The sequence below is a fragment of the Actinoplanes sp. NBRC 101535 genome (assembly GCF_030269225.1).
GTDB lineage: Bacteria > Actinomycetota > Actinomycetes > Mycobacteriales > Micromonosporaceae > Actinoplanes > Actinoplanes rectilineatus.
Genome location: NZ_BSSY01000019.1, coordinates 164,243 through 179,015, shown reverse-complemented (window position 1 = coordinate 179,015; position 14,773 = coordinate 164,243). Strand labels below are relative to the sequence as shown.

Below are 14,773 nucleotides of genomic sequence, written 5' to 3'. Positions count from 1 at the left end.
GCCAAGATCGGCTCGGCGAGTGGGAGGGCGGTCCCCGGTGGGCGGCAACGCCGTCACGTGTCGGGCGGATCCTCCTCAGATCTTTACGAACGGTCGTGCCAAAATGTCACCCGTGATCGATGGACGCCGTGCCAGGGGCGACCGCACCCGCGAGGCGATCCTGGCCCACGCCGTGGACCTGGCCTCCTGCGAGGGACTGGAGTCACTCTCCATCGGCCGGCTCGCCACCGGCCTGGGAATCAGCAAGAGCGGCCTGTTCGCCCACTTCGGGTCGAAGGACGATCTGCAGGTCGAGGTCATCCGAGCGGCACGGGACGTCTTCGCGGCCCGGGTGCTGGTGCCCGCCCTGGCTGCTCCGGCCGGTGTCGGACGCCTCGAGGCTCTGTGTGAGCGCTGGCTGGCGTACTCGAAGGACCGGGTCTTCGCCGGAGGATGCTTCTTCGCCCAGGCCGGCGCGGAGTTCGACGCCCGCCCCGGCAAGGTCCGCAACGAGCTGGCCGCCGCGATGGGGGACTGGCTGACCGTGCTGGAACGCAGCGCCGCCACCCTCGACGGGGTCGGCCCGGACCACGCCCCGCAACTCGCCTTCGAGCTGTACGCGCTCATGGAGGCGGCCAACGCGATGTCACTGCTGCGCGGCGATCCGAGTGCCTACGACCGCGCCCGCACCGGTATTCACCAGCGTCTTGCCGGGTATCGTCGGCAGGCCGAGCGATGATCTGGAGGTGGGGCATGAAGGCGCTCACCCGGCGCGTGACCCTCTGGCGCGCCGACCTTGAGGACGCCGCGTGCGGCATTCCGGCCGACATCGCCGACGCGGTCGGCGACCGGGAACAGATCGTGGTCGTGCTCGACCACCGGACCGAGGGCGTCACCGCGACCAAGCAGACGTTCGACGGCGCGCGGGTACGCTCCGCCGACCCGGACGGTGGCTGGCGGCTCGCCGGCCTCACGTGGCCGTCCGACGTGCGGACCGGCACGCTCGTCGCGGTGTCCTGGCACCCCGGCAGGGAGGAGATCGTGCTGCGGACGATCCCCCTCGACGAGCCGCTGCGCATCGACGGGGTCGCGTATTTCCACGAGTTCGACCCGGCGGTGATCACCCGCGACTTCGACCCCGGTATCTCCAACCGCGGGCAGGTGCTGCGGACGATCCGGCAGCTCGGGCGGGTCTACGACGACGGCAGCGCGGTGTTCCCCGAGGTGGACCTGCCGAAGCGCAGCGGTCTCGGGCGCGGGGCCAAAGGCGCGTTCCTGCTGAAGAACGCGGTCGACCAGCTGATCCGGGAAGGCTACGTGACCCGGGTGCCGGGCAGCCTCGACGACGAGGGCAAACCGGTGTACCCGGCGGCCGAGGGGGCCGACGTGGTCGACATGCTGTTCTACGCGCCGCTGATCGAGCCGGTGGACGCCCCCGGCGAACACGGCGAGGGCACCGGGGAGGGTTACGACCGGCGTGACCACTGGGTCGCCGGGTTCATCCGGAAACTGCCGCCCGGGGCCGAGCCGTCGACGAAACAGCTCGAACTGCACCAGCGGGCCGTGGAGAACGAGCAGATAGGTTCGGGAGCCCTGGCACCGGGATACACCTTCGTGAAGAAGCACCACCGCAACGGCTGAGCAGCTCCCGGCGCGTCTTCTCGGGGGTTTGCCGACCGCGTGCCGGGCCGTCCGAGTCGGCTGGTCGCCGCTCGTGCGTCTCCCCTCGGAGGGTCAGCGCCGCGACCGTCGAGCGTCGGCGGGCTTGGCGTTCCTCCAAGCGGGTGTGGGTCAGGTGGCCGCCGAGGTCCGGGCACGCCGTCGCAGAATCAGCCAGACCAGCCAGCCGAGGCCGATGATGAATCCGAAACTGATGATGCGGTAGAGCACGACCGCCGCGACCGCCGAAGCACTGTCCAACCCGGCTGCGACCAGGCCCAGCACCAGCGCGGCGTCGATCACGCCGAGCCCGCCCGGCACGATCGGGACGCTCGCCGCGGCCATCCCCGCGCAGTACGCGATGAGCAACGGGATCGGACTGATCCGGTCGGCGCCGACCGCCACGCAGCACATCCACAGGCACAGCGCGTCGAACAGCCAGTTCGCCATGGCGAGCAGCGACGCGACCGCGAACCGGACCGGATGGATACGCACCGCCCGCAACTGTCCGACAAAACCGAACAGTCGGTCGGCGCCGTGCTCGGGTGGCCGGTGCCGGACCTTGTTGACGGACCCGAGCAGCCGCCGCACCGGCCCTTCCAGCCACTGCGGATGCTTGGCCAGGACACGGACCGCCGCGGTGATGGCGATCGCGATCAGCCCGTACCCGACCAGCGTCTGCCAGTCGGTGGTGTTCCGCGCGAGCAGCCCGCCGGCGGCGCCGACCAGGATCAGCGCGCCGGTGGACAGGACGCTGCTGAGCGCGATGCACCACGAGGCCTCGGCGGGCGAGGCCCCGTACCGGCGCATCTGCCGAAAGTTGAACGTCGTGGAGAAGACCGGCCCGCCGGGAAGCGTCACGCTCAGCGAATGCGAGGCGTAGGCCATGGCGGCGTGCCGCCGGATGCTCACCTTCGTCCCGGCGCCGTGCAGGAGAGCACGTTGCATGCGGGCGTAGGTGCCCATCGAGGCGATCTCCGCAGCCACCGCCGCTGCCACCCAGCCCTTGTCAGGGGTACGCAGATAGTGCAGCGCCTGTGTCAACGCGGGCCATCCGAGGAACAGTTCGACGCCGAGGATGACCGCCACGAGGCACGCGAGTGTCGACCCCCGCCGCCACCAGGGCGCACCGTCCTGAGCGGGTAGCGGATGCTCCCGCGACAGCGCGGGCGGCGTCGTCATCAGTGGCCTCAGCGTTGCTCATCGGGTGCCATACCCGCCATTCGGCAGTCCAGCCCCGTTACTGAGCCGCAGACCCCTTCACCGCCCTGCCGGGCCGAGTCGACCGCTATCGGGGACGTCGTCGTGGGCGCGCGATGTCGTCGTGCCGACATCGTCAGTGGAAGCCGCGGCGTGATACCCGGCCTTGTGCCCGGGCCGTCGGCCGCCGTCGACGACAGCGGTTTCGGGTGAGTGGGCCGTCGACCGGTTCGGGCGGGCACGGCGCCTATCGGAATCGGGCGAGCAGGTCGCCTGCTGCGGCTCGGGTCATGGGTAGCAGCGGCGTCGACGCCATCAGGGCGACCTCTTCCGTGGGGGAGGTCCGGCCGTCGAGGAAACGCAGCACGCGAGAGGGGGAGTTGCGCATGAACAGGCGCTCGAAGAAGGCTGGTGCGGGCACCAAGCCGCGGTCCCAGGCGCGTAGGGCTACCGCGTCCATCCACAGATGACGCCGGGGATAGGCGGGGTTCGGCACCGGGTCGCCACCGCGGGCCAGAGCGGCCGCGATCTGGTCGGCCTGCCGGCGCATCGCCGAGAAGGTGTAACCGGTGGAGGGCCGGGTTGCGCCGCCGGCGGTGCCGAGGCGTACCACCCGCGGCGACGGCCGGAGGGTGAACGGGGCGTCGGTCATCGGGATCGCCCCGTCCTCCACCTGCTCGACCAGCAGCTTGTCAGGGTCGAGACCAAGACCTCGGGTGTACGCGGACAGCGCCTCCACGTACGCCGCGTCTTCCAGCCGCTGCGGCGAGAACTCGGTGTACTCGATCAGCGCCGTGTGCGCCCCGGTCGGCAGGACATAGCCGAACGACACGCCTCGCGGAGGCTGTGGTGTGCGGAAGTCCATCAGCACCGCCGACCGGGGGTCGAACACCGGCTCGGCCGAGCGCACCCACCAGCCCCGGAAATGCTGCAACCACGACGTTCGCCCGGGGCGCGCCGGTTTTGCGGGGCGGGAATCGAGCACCCACTCTGCTCGTACGATGACATCGCCGTGAGGATCGCGGACCGTGACCGCCGTGCCCTCGTCGAGCACCTCCGCGGCTCGGGCGATGATCTGTTTCACGCCCAGCCGGTCGGCGGCCTGCTCCGCCCGCGCGAAGACCGGAGCCGACCGCACCATCGCATATCGTGTCGGCCCGAGTTCGAGAGTGCGACGTTGCGGGGCGTAGAGGTCGACGGCGGTCCACGACGCCTCCAGGACCGGATCGAGGTCATCGGTCGCGCCGGTCCAGAACGCCCACGTGCGATGACGGTCGCCGTCGCCCGGATCGATCGTGGCGATCCGCAGGTCACGTATCCCGTGGCGGGCGAGCGCGTCGAGCAGCAGCGAGGCGGCCCCGCCGTTGCCGACGAGGGCGAGGTCTACGTCCATCGCGCCATTATCAGCCACGGCACCCAACCAGACATCCCGTGTGTCGAGGGTAGAAAAACTGTGATTACGGCGAAAACTTGCCAACTCGACCATCATCAACGATCATGGATCGTGACGCGCCCGTCCCGGTTCCCCCGTGCCAGGACGGGCGCGCTCCATTCCCGGATGTCGTGGCCTGACGCGTCGGCTCGACTGTCGGAACCCGGCATGTCCAGCCCGGCGAGGGGTCGCACCGGTCACCGCGGATGCTGGTGAGTTCCCGGCTGGCCAGCGCCTGGTTCGGTGCTGCGGCGGCTGATGATCGCGATGCTGCCGGTCGCCGGTGCCGATGATCTGATGCGGCGGTCCCGGGGCGGAGGTGTTCGCCGGCGATTCCGCCGGGCGGACGCGTGACCTTGTGGTGGTGCCCGTCTCTGACCTGCGGGAATGCTACGCTAATAACCCCAAGTAATCAGATGATTACTGGATTGAGTATTCCAGGGGGGCCTTGGCATGAAGCTGAAGAAGCGCAAGCCGAAGCAGATCAGGGTCAGATTTGCCGTGATGTACGGCGGCATAACCCTTTAGGCCCATTGATCACATCGAGGGGAGCACGTGCCGACGTGCTCCCCTCGGTATACCTAGGAGTAGGCCTTGACCGACGACCTGGTCGTCCTCCGTGCCGAATCCGGCCCGATCGCCCTCGGACCAGCCCGGCACCTGCTCGAACTGCTCGGCGTCGACGGCGACGCGGTACCCGCCCGGGTCGCCGCGACCGTGCAGCACCGGTTCGGGCGCAGCGGGCAGGCGGCGGTCAGCCTCGCCGACGCGACCGGCCTGGAGAGTCAGGTCCGCTACCAGCTCGTCGAACGGATCGACCGGTCGTTCGCCGAATGCGCCGACCTGATCGGGCGGCGGCTGACCGGCCCGGCCACGATCCGGGTCACCGGCGCGCAACGGCTCGACGCCGGCACCCGGCGTCTGCTGCACCGGCTCGGCGTCATGTGCGACCACATCACGGTGAGTCTCGAACCCGGCCGGCCCGAGGGGCGGCGCCGGACACTCGACGCCGACGAGCGCCGCACCCTGGCCCTGCACGCCCAGGAACACGTCGCCGCGGCGGACGCCGACTGGCTGATCGAACGCGCCCAGCTGCACCTGCACGCCGGGGACGCCTGGACGGCGACGGCACTGCTGCGCCCGCTCGCCCACGACCACGATCGGCCCGCCCTGCACCAGGTCCTCGCCGTCGGGCACGTCATGCTCGGCCACCCGGAAACCGCCGAACGTCACTACCAGTCATGGGCGCGGACCGGGACGCCGCTCGACGCCGCCCGGGCCCGTTTCGGTCAGGCCATGCTCTACGCCCGGCACCACGCGCCACACCTCCACGACGACACCCGGGCCGCCGCGCTGCTCGACCAGGCGCTGACGGACCTCGACCGAGCGGGGACCGACGACGTCACACTCGACCGGATCTTCAATCGCAACGGGTACGCCGTACTGCAGGTCCGCGCCGGGAAAGTGGACGAAGCACTCGCCTTCCTCGACGAAGCGCTGGAGGCGATGACGCCCACGACGGAGAAGAACCACCTGCACCGGGCGGCCCTGATGTATCACCGGGCGCACATCAAACGCCGCATCGGCGAGCACGCCGCGGCGACCCGGGAATACCGCAAACTGCTCGACGTCGACCCGGACATGCCCGAATATCACATGGAACTCGCGCTCAGTCACATGGTCCTCGGCGAATGGGCGCAGGCCGTCGACGAACTGGACCGGGCGCGCGATCTCGACCCGTACATCCCGGAGGCGCACGCGTTGCGCGCGCAGATCGCCGAGCAACAGGGGGAGAGAGACGCGGCCATCGCGCTGCACCGGCAGGCGTGGCGGATCGCGCCCGACGATCCCGAGCGTGTTTATGCGTACGCGTACGCGCTCTCCGAATCCCAGGACTGGACCGAGGTGATCGCCCTGCTCGACGGCGGGCCGGTCCACGCCGATCTCAGCTGCGTGCTCGCGGAGGCGCTGGTCAACGTGGGGCGCACCGACGACGCGGTGGCCTGCCTGACCGACGCTCTGGAGTTGGCGCCCGACGACGAGAACCTGCGCGACAACCTGGCGACCGTCCGGCAGGCCGCGCACGCGTGAGAGGCGGCCCGGCTGTGGGGTACCCGCACGCGCCTGAGGGTCACGCTGGACTGCGCCACGTCGCGGGTCGCACGTGTGGGAGCCCTCTCGGGAACAGCTCGCGTGGGGGAGTCGCATGTTCGGAGGGCTCGCGCCTGCGGGTGGCGTTCGTGGGAAATGCCGGGAAGATGGCTTGCGGAAGTCTTGTACCGGAAACGTGCCTCTCGGAAGGCGCGCGTCCGAAAAATGTCAGACCCGGGTGTCAGGATTCCCGGCATGAACGGTGTGGTGTCGGCGATGCGGCTGCGGTCAGGCGAGGATGTGCGACTCGGCGGGGAAGACCCCGCGGAGCGTGCTGATCAGCAGGGCCGGGGTCCACGGCTTGGCCAAGAACGGGCAGTCCGGCGCCAGGTGGTGCCGGCGCAGCGCGATCTCCCGCGGCATCTCGGAGATGTAGGCGACACGCATCTCCGGGCGGTGCGCGGTGAAGGACGAGGCGAGTTCGCCGCCGGACACGCCGGGCATGTCCAGGTCGGTGAGCAGCACGTCGATCGGCCCGTGGTGCAGCATCTCGGCCATCGTGGCCGCCGCGGGATTGTCCGCGGCCAGCACGTCGATGCCGTGCGCCTCGAGCACCTGCGCGGTCAGACGCCGCATCTCCGGGTCCTTCTCGACGAGCAGCACCACGGGGCGCCGTCCGGAGAGATGCGCGCCGTTGGCACCCAGCCGATCGTGAAACATGGTCGCCCCCTGGCCGTCCCGGGACCGGTCGTCATTTCGGAGCGTAGGTCAGTTTCGTCGCTCGCGGGCCTGGTTGCGGAGAGCATGCGAGCGGAGTTCACGACGGTCGCCGCGGAGCGGCGCACGACGTCTGCCGCGGAGAGATTCACGACGTCCGCCGCGGAGGAGTGCACGACGTCTGCCGCGGAGGACTTCACGACGTCCGCCGGGGATGAGTGCACGACGTCCGCCGCGGTCGTGAGCCTCGTGACGCTCGGGGTGGCCGACGTCGACGCGTCTCAGCGGTACTACGAGGCCCTGGGCTGGAAACCGGTGCGCCCGGCGACCAGCCGCGAGCGACCGCTGCGGTCCGCGGGGAGTCCGGCGGTCGGCAGCAGACGACTGCTGGGGTCCGCGGGAAGCCCGGCGGTCGGCGGCAAACGACTGCTGCGGAATGCGGGGGCGTGGCTGGCTCTCCGCCCGGTCGCCGACGACGGGAGTCCGGGCTCGGTCTGATTGATGGGCCGGGTGCTGCTGATCGGCTTGCGTTGCGGTCGGCCGTCGGGGCTTGAGCGTCGTCCGCGGGGCTTCGAGGGTTGTCCGCGGGGTTTCGAGGGTTGTCCTTCGACCGTGGGAGGGCTTGATTCACAGCGATCGGTGGCACCGTTGCTTCGATGAACCACTCCCGACTCGTCTCGCTCCTCGCCGGCATCGGTGTCGCCTGCGTGGTGGCCTCGTTGGGTCTGTACGCCATGTTGCACGTGGTGCAGCCGTCCGCCGAGCTTGACTGGGCCCGGCGGACGATCAGCCAGTACGCGTTGCTCTCCAACGGGTGGGCGTTCGACGCGGCAACCCTGCTGCTGGCGGCCGGGTCGTCGGCTGTGCTGGTGGCTCTGCTTCGCGCGGGCGTAGTCACCCTGCCGGCTGTGGTGGCGCTGGTGCTCTGGATTCTTGGGCTGGTCGGGGTGGTCTGGTTCGAGAAGCACAACTGGGCGGCCGGACCGTCCAGCAGCGGCGACATCCATCGGGTGGCCAGCGTGATCGCATTCCTCAGCCTGCCCGCCGGGGCGCTGCTGGCCGCTTGGCCCTGGCTGCACGCCGACCGTCCTGCGGGATTGCGGTCGGATCGTGCTGCCGGGTCGTGGTCGGATCGTGCGGCGGGGTTGCGGTCGGATCGCGCTGCCGGGTCGTGGTCGGATCGTGCTGCTGAGTTGCGGTCGGATCGTCCTGCCGGATCGCGGTCGGATCGTGCCGCGGGATCGGAGGCCGGCCGTCAGGGGGAACTGGATGCCGACCAGGTCGCCGCGTTGAGTGCCGGTCGGTCTTCAGAGGTGGACGCCGATCGGGCCGATCGTTTTTCGGGGCTGCACGTGGGGCTTCCGGCGCGGGTGGTCGCGTTCGGCGGGGTCGCTTCGCTGCTCTGCTTCGCTCCGATTCTGTGGGCGGTGGTCGCCGAGCCGTGGACCGGTGTGCGGTGGTGGCGGGCCATTCCGCTGGGCGGCGTTGAACGGCTGCTGGGTCTGGTCGAGGTGGCCACCGTTCTCTTGTTGGCCTGGTGGGCGGTTCGGGCCACCCGCTCGGCGGTGCCGGAGGAGTCGGCTCTCGCTGAGTCGGTCCAGGCCTGACCACGCGAGACCGTGGTGCCGGCCAGCCAGTCAGCCGGTCGGCCAGCCGGTCGGCCAGCCGGTCGGCCAGCCAGCCAGTCAGCCGGTCGGTTGGTCGGTCGTCGGTCGGTCGGCGAGCCAGCCAGCCGGTCGGCCAGTTGGCCAGCCGGCCGGAACCCCTACCGGCTCGTCCTGGATCAACCAGGTCGAACGCTGGTTCGGCTTCCTCATCGACCAGAAGATCCGACGCGGGGTCCACAAGAGCGTGCAAGCCCTGGAAGCCGACATCCGCGACTGGGTCACCGACTGGAACGCCAACCCGCGCCCGTTCATCTGGACCAAGACCGCCGAGGAGTTCCTCGAATCAATAGCCAGATTTTGTGACCGAGTTTCCGGCGCAGGACACTAGACACCTAATCGCGGTCAAGGTCTGCGTGGTGATTACGGGCGCGCTGGACGCCCCAAGTCACCACACCCCTGACGGTGTGGTGATTACGGGCGCGCTGGACGCCCCAAGTCACCACACCCCTGACGGTGTGGTGAATACGGGCGCGCTGGACGCCCAAAATCACCACACGCCTGAGGGTGTGGTGATTACGGGCGTGCTGGACGCCCGAAGTCACCACGCCCGTGGCGGTGTGGTGATTACGGGCGGGATGGGCGGCTGAAGTCACCATGCGGACCCTGATGACGAAACGGGTCTAGATGGTCGAAAAGGCAACTTTTCCTGGAACGTCACGGCGCCTGCCGCCACGACGGCCTCTTCGCCCGCATCGGTCAGCGCCTGTTCGCCCGTATCGGTCAGCGCAGTTCGCCCGCGTCAGTCAGCGCAGTTCGCCCGCGTCGGTCAGCGCCTGTTTGCCCGCGTCGGTCAGCGCCTGTTGGCCCGCGGGCGGTCAGCGCCTTCTCGCCCTGGCGGCCGTGATCTGGCACGACACCGACATCGGCGCGCCCGGCCCATGATCACTCATCGCATACGGCCATTGATCAGTAAAGATCTAAGACTCAATCATCTAGGGCTGGGCGCGGGGGCCAGGGGTGAGGTGACTTCGATGACGACTGCGGTCAGCGGCTCGACGGCGCGGGTGACGTGGTGCTCGCCCGCATGCCACAGAACGGCCTGACCGGCGGTGACCTCCTGCCATACGCCGTCGCCGTCGTCGCTGCCGGACTGGACTCTGCCGCGGCCTGCTGTCACCACCATCAGCTGGTCCACCGGTGCTGGGTGCCGTCCGATCTCGCCGCCTTCCTCCACGTGGAGCACGGTCACCGATGCTGACGTGGAGCGGGCCAGCGGATGCGCCGTCACGCCGTGGCTTTCGTGGGCTGCGACTACGTGACCGTTACCGAAATCGATCATCTCCATGGTGGTTCACGGTAGGTGGGTGGGGCTTTCACTCGTACACCGGTGACAGGGGTTGAACGATCCACTCGTCGGCCTCGGAGCCCAGGTAGAGGGTGCCGCCCGCCCAGGCCAGGTGAATCCCCGTGCAGCGGTCCGGATCGAACCGGTCCGGAACCGCCCGGACCTCGCGCAACCGGGCGCCGACCAGCCGGGCCAGCGGATCCGGGGGTTCCGCCGCTGCCACCCGGATCTCGCCGTGTTCGCCCAGGTCCACCGGAACGCCCACGTCCTCCGGAAAGGCCCACAGGTGATCACCCATGCCGTGCAGCGCGGTCACCCGGCCGTCGTCGAAGTGCAGCCAGATGTGCACCGGGCCGGAGTCGTTGCGCCGACCCTCGAACCAGTGGTGGGAGGCGGTCACCGCGACGACGGTCCGCCCGGCCCGTTCGCGGGCCCACCCCGCCATTTCGATGATGCTGCTCATTGGCCTCATCGAACTACAGTGCGGCCATGTTCGAAGACGGGGGCCGATGGTTCGCGATGGCGGCGATCGGATTCATGGTGCTGGTGCCCGCGGGTGTCGGGGTGGCGATGCTCGCCGCGGTGGTGCTGCGGGTGTCCCGCGCCCGCCGGTTGGCCGCGAGTGGTCAGCGGGCGAAGGCTGTCGTGGTGGACAACCGGCAGCGTTCGTGGTCGGAGGGGCGGCTGACGTTCGCGCCGGTGGTGCAGTTCGTGACGCCGTCGGGGGCGGAGGTGCGCACCGTTCTCGACGACATGGAGGGCAACGTGTCGCACGTTGCCGGCACCGTGTTCGAGATCGTCTACGACCCGGCCCGCCCCGAGGCGGCCCTGCGGGCGACGCCGACCGGTGGCCGGGTCGCCACGACTGTCGTCTTCGGGCTGCTCTTTCTGGGTTTCGCGGCGTTCGTCCTGTGCTTCTTCGGTCCGCTGCTCCTCGGGTCGAGCATCATCCCGGGGCTGGACCTGACCGGATTCGGCGACGAGAGCGGGTTCGGGGGCGAGAGCGGGTTCGGGGACGAGAGCGGTTACTGGGAAGGGCTCAGCGGCTTGGTGCACAGCACGTCCGGTGCCGGCAGATAGCCGAGCTCCTGCCAGAACCGCAGGCCGGCGTCGTTGTCCGGCATGACCAGCAGGTTCACCCGCGGGCACCCGATCGCCCGGAACCGTGTCTCGAGTTCGCCGACCAGCCCGCGCGCGATGCCCTGCCGGCGTCGCGCCGGGTGCACGGCGAGCCGCAGGATCATGCCGCGCCGCCCGTCGAACGTACCCATCACGACCCCGGCCAGACTGTCGCCATCGTCCGCGACCAGGACCAGCGACGGCCGGTAGGTCAGTTCCGCGAGGGGGACGATCTCGCGTCCGGCTGCCGTCCACACCGCGCAGGCCGCGTCGTAGTCCTTCACGGTGAACTCTCGATATGACATCATTGTTGTCATGTCCCCTGATGATCGTGGTGCCGTCGTCTCCGACATTCTGCGGAACGTCCGCCCACTGGTGTTGAACTCCGCCCGTGTCGTCGAGCACATGCTGCGCGCCGCCGGCATCACGGTCGGCATGCGGGCCGTCCTCGAGGTCCTGTTCGACGACGGCCCGGCCCCGGTGCCCGCCCTGGCGGACCGCCTCGACCTCGCCCGCCAGGGGATCCAGCGGCACGTCAACGACCTGCTCGCGCTCGGCTGCGTCGAATCCCGGGAGAACCCGGCGCACCGGCGCTCGGTGCTGATCGCGCTCACCCCGGCCGGCACGGCGACCTTCGAGCGGATCCGCGCCGCCGAACTGCGCGACCTCGACCGGCTCGCCCCGGACTGCACCGCCGACGAGCTGATCACCGCGCGCAAGGTCCTGAACGCCCTGAACCGCGACATCCGCAGAAAGGCGCAGCCGTGACCATCCATGACCTGACCACCGCCAACCGCCTGATGATCGCCGACTTCCTGGAGAGCCTGGACGACGACGCCTGGCACCGGGAGACGCTCTGCCCCGGATGGACGACGCACCACATGGCTGCTCACTTCGTACAACCGATGGTGCTGGGTTTTGGTCGGTTTCTGCTCACCTCGCTGCGGTACCGGGGCGACACCGACCGGACCGTCGACCACCACACGCGCCGGCTCGCCCGGCGGCCGCGGGCCGAGCTGATCGGACTGCTGCGCGAGCACGCCGCCGACCGGTCCGACCCGCCGCGCGTCGGTCCGATGGGCCCGTTCGCGGAGACCTGTGTGCATCTGCGCGACATCGCCCGCCCGCTCGGCCTGCCCGCCGACGTGCCGGCCGCGCACTGGCGGATCCTGCTCGACTATCTGACCGGTCCCGATCCGGCGCCGGCCCTGGTCGCGCCGGGGCGGCTCACCGGCATGCGGTTCGTGGCGACCGACGTGGACTGGCAGGCGGGCGAGGGCGCCCTGGTCACCGGGCCCATCGAGGCCATCGGGATGGCGATCACCGGGCGCGCGGCGGCGCTCGCCGACCTCACGGGTGACTGGCAGGCGGCCAGCCGGTGAAGTCTCCTCCGCGGATGCCCTGATCACGGGACCGGTGTGCCACCCTGGGAACCCCCTTGATCATCGGAGGCAACGCGTGCCCAGACGCGTATTCGTGCACGTCGGCGCGCCGAAAACCGGAAGCACGTTCGTCCAGAACGTCCTGTGGGCCAACCGGGAGGCACTGCTGCGGACCGGGATTCTGATGCCGGGCTCGCGGACCGCTCAGGACCAGGCCATGACCGATCTGCGACAGGCCGCGTGGCGCGATGTGAGCGAGACGTACACGTGGGACATGCTCGTCGACACCATCGGCGACTGGCCCGGTGACGTCGTCATCACCAACGAGGGCCTCGGTGGGGCCACCGCGGAGCAGGCGCACCGGGCCGTCGCGAGCCTCCAGCCGGCCGAGGTGCACGTCATCGTGGTCGGGCGCGACCTGTGGCGTACCTTCCCCTCGGTCTGGCAGGAGAACATCCGGTCCCGCAGCGTGGGCAGCTTCGACGCCTTCCTCACCGGGCTCGAGAAAGGACGCAACGACGCGTTCTGGAACCACACCGCGAACCGGATGCTGCGCCGCTGGGGCGACCTCGTCCCGGCCGCCCAGCGTCACCTGATCACCGTCCCGCCGCCCGGATCGTCGCCCCTGCTGATCTGGGAACGTTTCGCCGGGATCGCCGGCATCGCGGACGGCGTCTGCGAGATCGGCGAGCCGGCCGCGAACCCGTCGCTCGGCGCCGCCGAGATCGAACTGCTGCGCCGGATCAACATGGCCCTCGGCGATCGGTACCCGCACCGGATCCCGTACCGCCGCGGGGTCCTTCGTCACCTCGTCAACCCGGTGCTCAAGCAGGGCCGCAACGACCTGCGCTTCGGCGTCGGCGCCGACCGCGCGCAATGGGTCCGCGACCTCTCCGAGGAGCGCATCCAGGAACTGCAGGAGTACCCCTGCCACATCGTCGGCGACCTGAACGAGTTGCGCCCCGGTGACATGCGCGACGCGATGTCACCGGACGAGATCACCGACGGGCAGATCCTCGACACCGCGATCGAGACCATCATCGGCATGCTCGGCTACGCGGACTCCCTCGCCCAGCACCCGCGGCGAGACCTGATCACGCGCCTCAAGGGGCGTCTGTCTTCTCTGCGTACGTGACAAAGCCCCGCTCAAACGCACCACCCCGTCACCTGGCGGACGCGTCCCCAGCATCCACCGTGGTGTGAGTCCGGTAGAAATCCGCAATGGTGCCGAATGCGATCTTCGGTTCCCAGGTGAGATCGTCGAAGACCTTGACGATCCCGGGACTGGCGAGGTCCAGATCGTCGCGCGGATCACCATCGGGCCGGTGCGGGAAGTCACTGAGCGCGAAAAGGTAGGGGAAGGTGCTGTCCACGCCCTCGCGGTCGAAGATGTCCAGCAGCTCCCCGTAGTACGCCGCCTGCCCGGCCTCGTCCCGCTCGTGGACGCCGTTGATCCGGACCGGCGCGCGGGTGACCGGGTCGGTCTCCAGGACGTCCATGCTGCGCGGTGCCACGTCGGCGGCGCCGCGCCAGGTGGCCGTGCCGAACCCGGTGATCGCGACCGGTTTGTCGCCGCTGGTCACGGACCGGACCGCGGCGGGGAACCCGTCGGCTACCTCGGCCGAGCGGATCAGCTCCAGCGTCACGACGTCGAACAGTCCCCAGTCGACGTCCTCGTACGGGATCGCCGCGTAGGTGACCCGCCCGTGGAAACGTTCCCGGATCGCGGCGACGGCGGTCCGCAGGAACCCGTCCAGGCGGGACCGGGCCTCGGCGATCCGGGCGCCCCGTGCCGCCGGATCGCCGAAGAGCCGGTCGAGCCGGTCCTCGATGCGCTGACCGTCGATGAAGCCGCGCCCCATGATGCTGAGCTCGACGCCGGCCACCAGGACCACCTCGGCGCCGGTGGACCGGATCCGTTCGGCCCGGTCGGCGACGTCGGTGAGCAGGGCGTGGATCTCGTCCGGGGGCAGGTCGATCGGGTACGGCGAGAGCCACACCTCCAGTCCCAGCTCGGCGGCGATCCGTCCGGCGTCCTCGAGTCGCCGGGCGTCGCCGCCGACGAGGTGGACGGCGGTGCAGTGCAGGTCGTCCCGGATGACGGTCAGCTCCCGTCGCACGGCCGTCAGGTCGAACCGCGCCACGGAGTTGACGCCGTCACTGACGAACCCGGTGCTGTACGCGATGCCGTTGGCACGCATCGAACTCTCCCTCTGTCGTGAGTTGATGCGCCTACCGTACA

At 70.0% G+C, this 14,773-nt stretch carries 17 protein-coding genes; 10 read left to right on the top strand and 7 right to left on the bottom strand.

Annotation, left to right across the window (positions count from 1 at the left end):
• Positions 1–112: 112 nt before the first annotated feature.
• Both QSK32_RS37205 and QSK32_RS37200 read left to right on the top strand, forming a co-directional pair.
• The gene (locus QSK32_RS37205) at positions 113–718 is read left to right on the top strand and encodes a TetR/AcrR family transcriptional regulator (RefSeq protein ID WP_211275628.1); all 606 of its coding nucleotides are present in this window, start codon (positions 113–115) and stop codon (positions 716–718) included.
• Entirely contained in the window at positions 715–1,620 is a 906-nt protein-coding gene (locus QSK32_RS37200; RefSeq protein ID WP_285474595.1) for a hypothetical protein, read from the top strand. Before QSK32_RS37205 ends, QSK32_RS37200 begins: the two co-directional genes overlap by 4 nt.
• 150 nt (positions 1,621–1,770) lie before the next feature.
• Here QSK32_RS37200 and QSK32_RS37195 read toward each other — a convergent pair whose 3' ends face one another.
• The gene (locus tag QSK32_RS37195) at positions 1,771–2,820 is read right to left on the bottom strand and encodes a lysylphosphatidylglycerol synthase transmembrane domain-containing protein (RefSeq protein ID WP_285474594.1); all 1,050 of its coding nucleotides are present in this window, start codon (positions 2,818–2,820) and stop codon (positions 1,771–1,773) included.
• A gap of 265 nt (positions 2,821–3,085) precedes the next feature.
• On the bottom strand, positions 3,086–4,231 hold the full coding sequence (locus QSK32_RS37190; RefSeq protein WP_285474593.1) for a lycopene cyclase family protein: 1,146 nt from the start codon (positions 4,229–4,231) through the stop codon (positions 3,086–3,088).
• 633 nt (positions 4,232–4,864) lie between these two features.
• Between QSK32_RS37190 and QSK32_RS37185 the strand changes: the two genes are divergently transcribed.
• Positions 4,865–6,361, top strand: coding sequence for a tetratricopeptide repeat protein (locus QSK32_RS37185; RefSeq protein ID WP_285474592.1), 1,497 nt, complete (start codon positions 4,865–4,867; stop codon positions 6,359–6,361).
• A gap of 288 nt (positions 6,362–6,649) precedes the next feature.
• Here the strand turns inward: QSK32_RS37185 and QSK32_RS37180 are convergent, their stop codons facing one another.
• Positions 6,650–7,081, bottom strand: a complete 432-nt coding sequence (locus tag QSK32_RS37180; RefSeq protein ID WP_045748040.1) for a response regulator — start codon at positions 7,079–7,081, stop codon at positions 6,650–6,652.
• 84 nt (positions 7,082–7,165) lie between these two features.
• Between QSK32_RS37180 and QSK32_RS37175 the strand changes: the two genes are divergently transcribed.
• The 3 genes from QSK32_RS37175 (at position 7,166) to QSK32_RS37165 (ending at position 9,332) form a co-directional block, all read left to right on the top strand.
• The gene (locus QSK32_RS37175) at positions 7,166–7,576 is read left to right on the top strand and encodes a VOC family protein (protein WP_285474591.1); all 411 of its coding nucleotides are present in this window, start codon (positions 7,166–7,168) and stop codon (positions 7,574–7,576) included.
• 158 nt (positions 7,577–7,734) lie between these two features.
• Positions 7,735–8,685 (top strand): DUF998 domain-containing protein, encoded by a 951-nt coding sequence (locus QSK32_RS37170; protein WP_285474590.1) that lies wholly within the window; start codon positions 7,735–7,737, stop codon positions 8,683–8,685.
• 359 nt (positions 8,686–9,044) lie between these two features.
• Positions 9,045–9,332, top strand: coding sequence for a hypothetical protein (locus QSK32_RS37165; protein ID WP_285474589.1), 288 nt, complete (start codon positions 9,045–9,047; stop codon positions 9,330–9,332).
• 341 nt (positions 9,333–9,673) lie between these two features.
• Here QSK32_RS37165 and QSK32_RS37160 read toward each other — a convergent pair whose 3' ends face one another.
• Entirely contained in the window at positions 9,674–10,030 is a 357-nt protein-coding gene (locus tag QSK32_RS37160; RefSeq protein WP_285474588.1) for a cupin domain-containing protein, read from the bottom strand.
• A gap of 28 nt (positions 10,031–10,058) precedes the next feature.
• Positions 10,059–10,493, bottom strand: coding sequence for a hypothetical protein (locus QSK32_RS37155; RefSeq protein WP_285474587.1), 435 nt, complete (start codon positions 10,491–10,493; stop codon positions 10,059–10,061).
• A 26-nt stretch (positions 10,494–10,519) separates the two neighbouring features.
• Between QSK32_RS37155 and QSK32_RS37150 the strand changes: the two genes are divergently transcribed.
• On the top strand, positions 10,520–11,110 hold the full coding sequence (locus QSK32_RS37150; RefSeq protein WP_045748036.1) for a DUF3592 domain-containing protein: 591 nt from the start codon (positions 10,520–10,522) through the stop codon (positions 11,108–11,110).
• Here QSK32_RS37150 and QSK32_RS37145 read toward each other — a convergent pair.
• A complete protein-coding gene (locus tag QSK32_RS37145; protein ID WP_285474586.1) occupies positions 11,056–11,466 on the bottom strand; it encodes a GNAT family N-acetyltransferase in 411 nt (136 codons plus the stop codon). The two genes, QSK32_RS37150 and QSK32_RS37145, sit on opposite strands and share 55 nt — an antisense overlap.
• Here QSK32_RS37145 and QSK32_RS37140 point away from each other — a divergent pair.
• The 3 genes from QSK32_RS37140 to QSK32_RS37130 all read left to right on the top strand — a co-directional run bounded on the left by QSK32_RS37140 (position 11,465) and on the right by QSK32_RS37130 (position 13,666).
• The gene (locus QSK32_RS37140; protein WP_285474585.1) at positions 11,465–11,917 is read left to right on the top strand and encodes a MarR family winged helix-turn-helix transcriptional regulator; all 453 of its coding nucleotides are present in this window, start codon (positions 11,465–11,467) and stop codon (positions 11,915–11,917) included. The genes QSK32_RS37145 and QSK32_RS37140 overlap by 2 nt on opposite strands.
• Positions 11,914–12,531, top strand: coding sequence for a maleylpyruvate isomerase family mycothiol-dependent enzyme (locus tag QSK32_RS37135; RefSeq protein ID WP_285474584.1), 618 nt, complete (start codon positions 11,914–11,916; stop codon positions 12,529–12,531). The genes QSK32_RS37140 and QSK32_RS37135 overlap by 4 nt, the downstream gene beginning before the upstream one ends.
• Positions 12,532–12,607: 76 nt before the next feature.
• Positions 12,608–13,666: a hypothetical protein gene (locus QSK32_RS37130; RefSeq protein ID WP_285474583.1), complete on the top strand. Its 1,059-nt coding sequence runs from the start codon at positions 12,608–12,610 to the stop codon at positions 13,664–13,666.
• A gap of 28 nt (positions 13,667–13,694) precedes the next feature.
• Here the strand turns inward: QSK32_RS37130 and QSK32_RS37125 are convergent, their stop codons facing one another.
• On the bottom strand, positions 13,695–14,732 hold the full coding sequence (locus QSK32_RS37125; RefSeq protein WP_285474582.1) for a hypothetical protein: 1,038 nt from the start codon (positions 14,730–14,732) through the stop codon (positions 13,695–13,697).
• Positions 14,733–14,773: the final 41 nt, after the last annotated feature.

What these genes read in the sequence shown, in the direction of transcription:
- QSK32_RS37160 (WP_285474588.1), bottom strand. Translation starts at nt 10,030, where the DNA reads ATGGAGATGATCGATTTCGGTAACGGTCACGTAGTCGCAGCCCACGAA.
- QSK32_RS37200 (WP_285474595.1), top strand. Translation starts at nt 715, where the DNA reads ATGATCTGGAGGTGGGGCATGAAGGCGCTCACCCGGCGCGTGACCCTC.
- QSK32_RS37125 (WP_285474582.1), bottom strand. Translation starts at nt 14,732, where the DNA reads ATGCGTGCCAACGGCATCGCGTACAGCACCGGGTTCGTCAGTGACGGC.
- QSK32_RS37190 (WP_285474593.1), bottom strand. Translation starts at nt 4,231, where the DNA reads ATGGACGTAGACCTCGCCCTCGTCGGCAACGGCGGGGCCGCCTCGCTG.
- QSK32_RS37150 (WP_045748036.1), top strand. Translation starts at nt 10,520, where the DNA reads ATGTTCGAAGACGGGGGCCGATGGTTCGCGATGGCGGCGATCGGATTC.
- QSK32_RS37155 (WP_285474587.1), bottom strand. Translation starts at nt 10,493, where the DNA reads ATGAGCAGCATCATCGAAATGGCGGGGTGGGCCCGCGAACGGGCCGGG.
- QSK32_RS37140 (WP_285474585.1), top strand. Translation starts at nt 11,465, where the DNA reads ATGTCCCCTGATGATCGTGGTGCCGTCGTCTCCGACATTCTGCGGAAC.
- QSK32_RS37175 (WP_285474591.1), top strand. Translation starts at nt 7,166, where the DNA reads ATGCGAGCGGAGTTCACGACGGTCGCCGCGGAGCGGCGCACGACGTCT.
- QSK32_RS37195 (WP_285474594.1), bottom strand. Translation starts at nt 2,820, where the DNA reads ATGACGACGCCGCCCGCGCTGTCGCGGGAGCATCCGCTACCCGCTCAG.
- QSK32_RS37145 (WP_285474586.1), bottom strand. Translation starts at nt 11,466, where the DNA reads ATGACAACAATGATGTCATATCGAGAGTTCACCGTGAAGGACTACGAC.
- QSK32_RS37170 (WP_285474590.1), top strand. Translation starts at nt 7,735, where the DNA reads ATGAACCACTCCCGACTCGTCTCGCTCCTCGCCGGCATCGGTGTCGCC.
- QSK32_RS37180 (WP_045748040.1), bottom strand. Translation starts at nt 7,081, where the DNA reads ATGTTTCACGATCGGCTGGGTGCCAACGGCGCGCATCTCTCCGGACGG.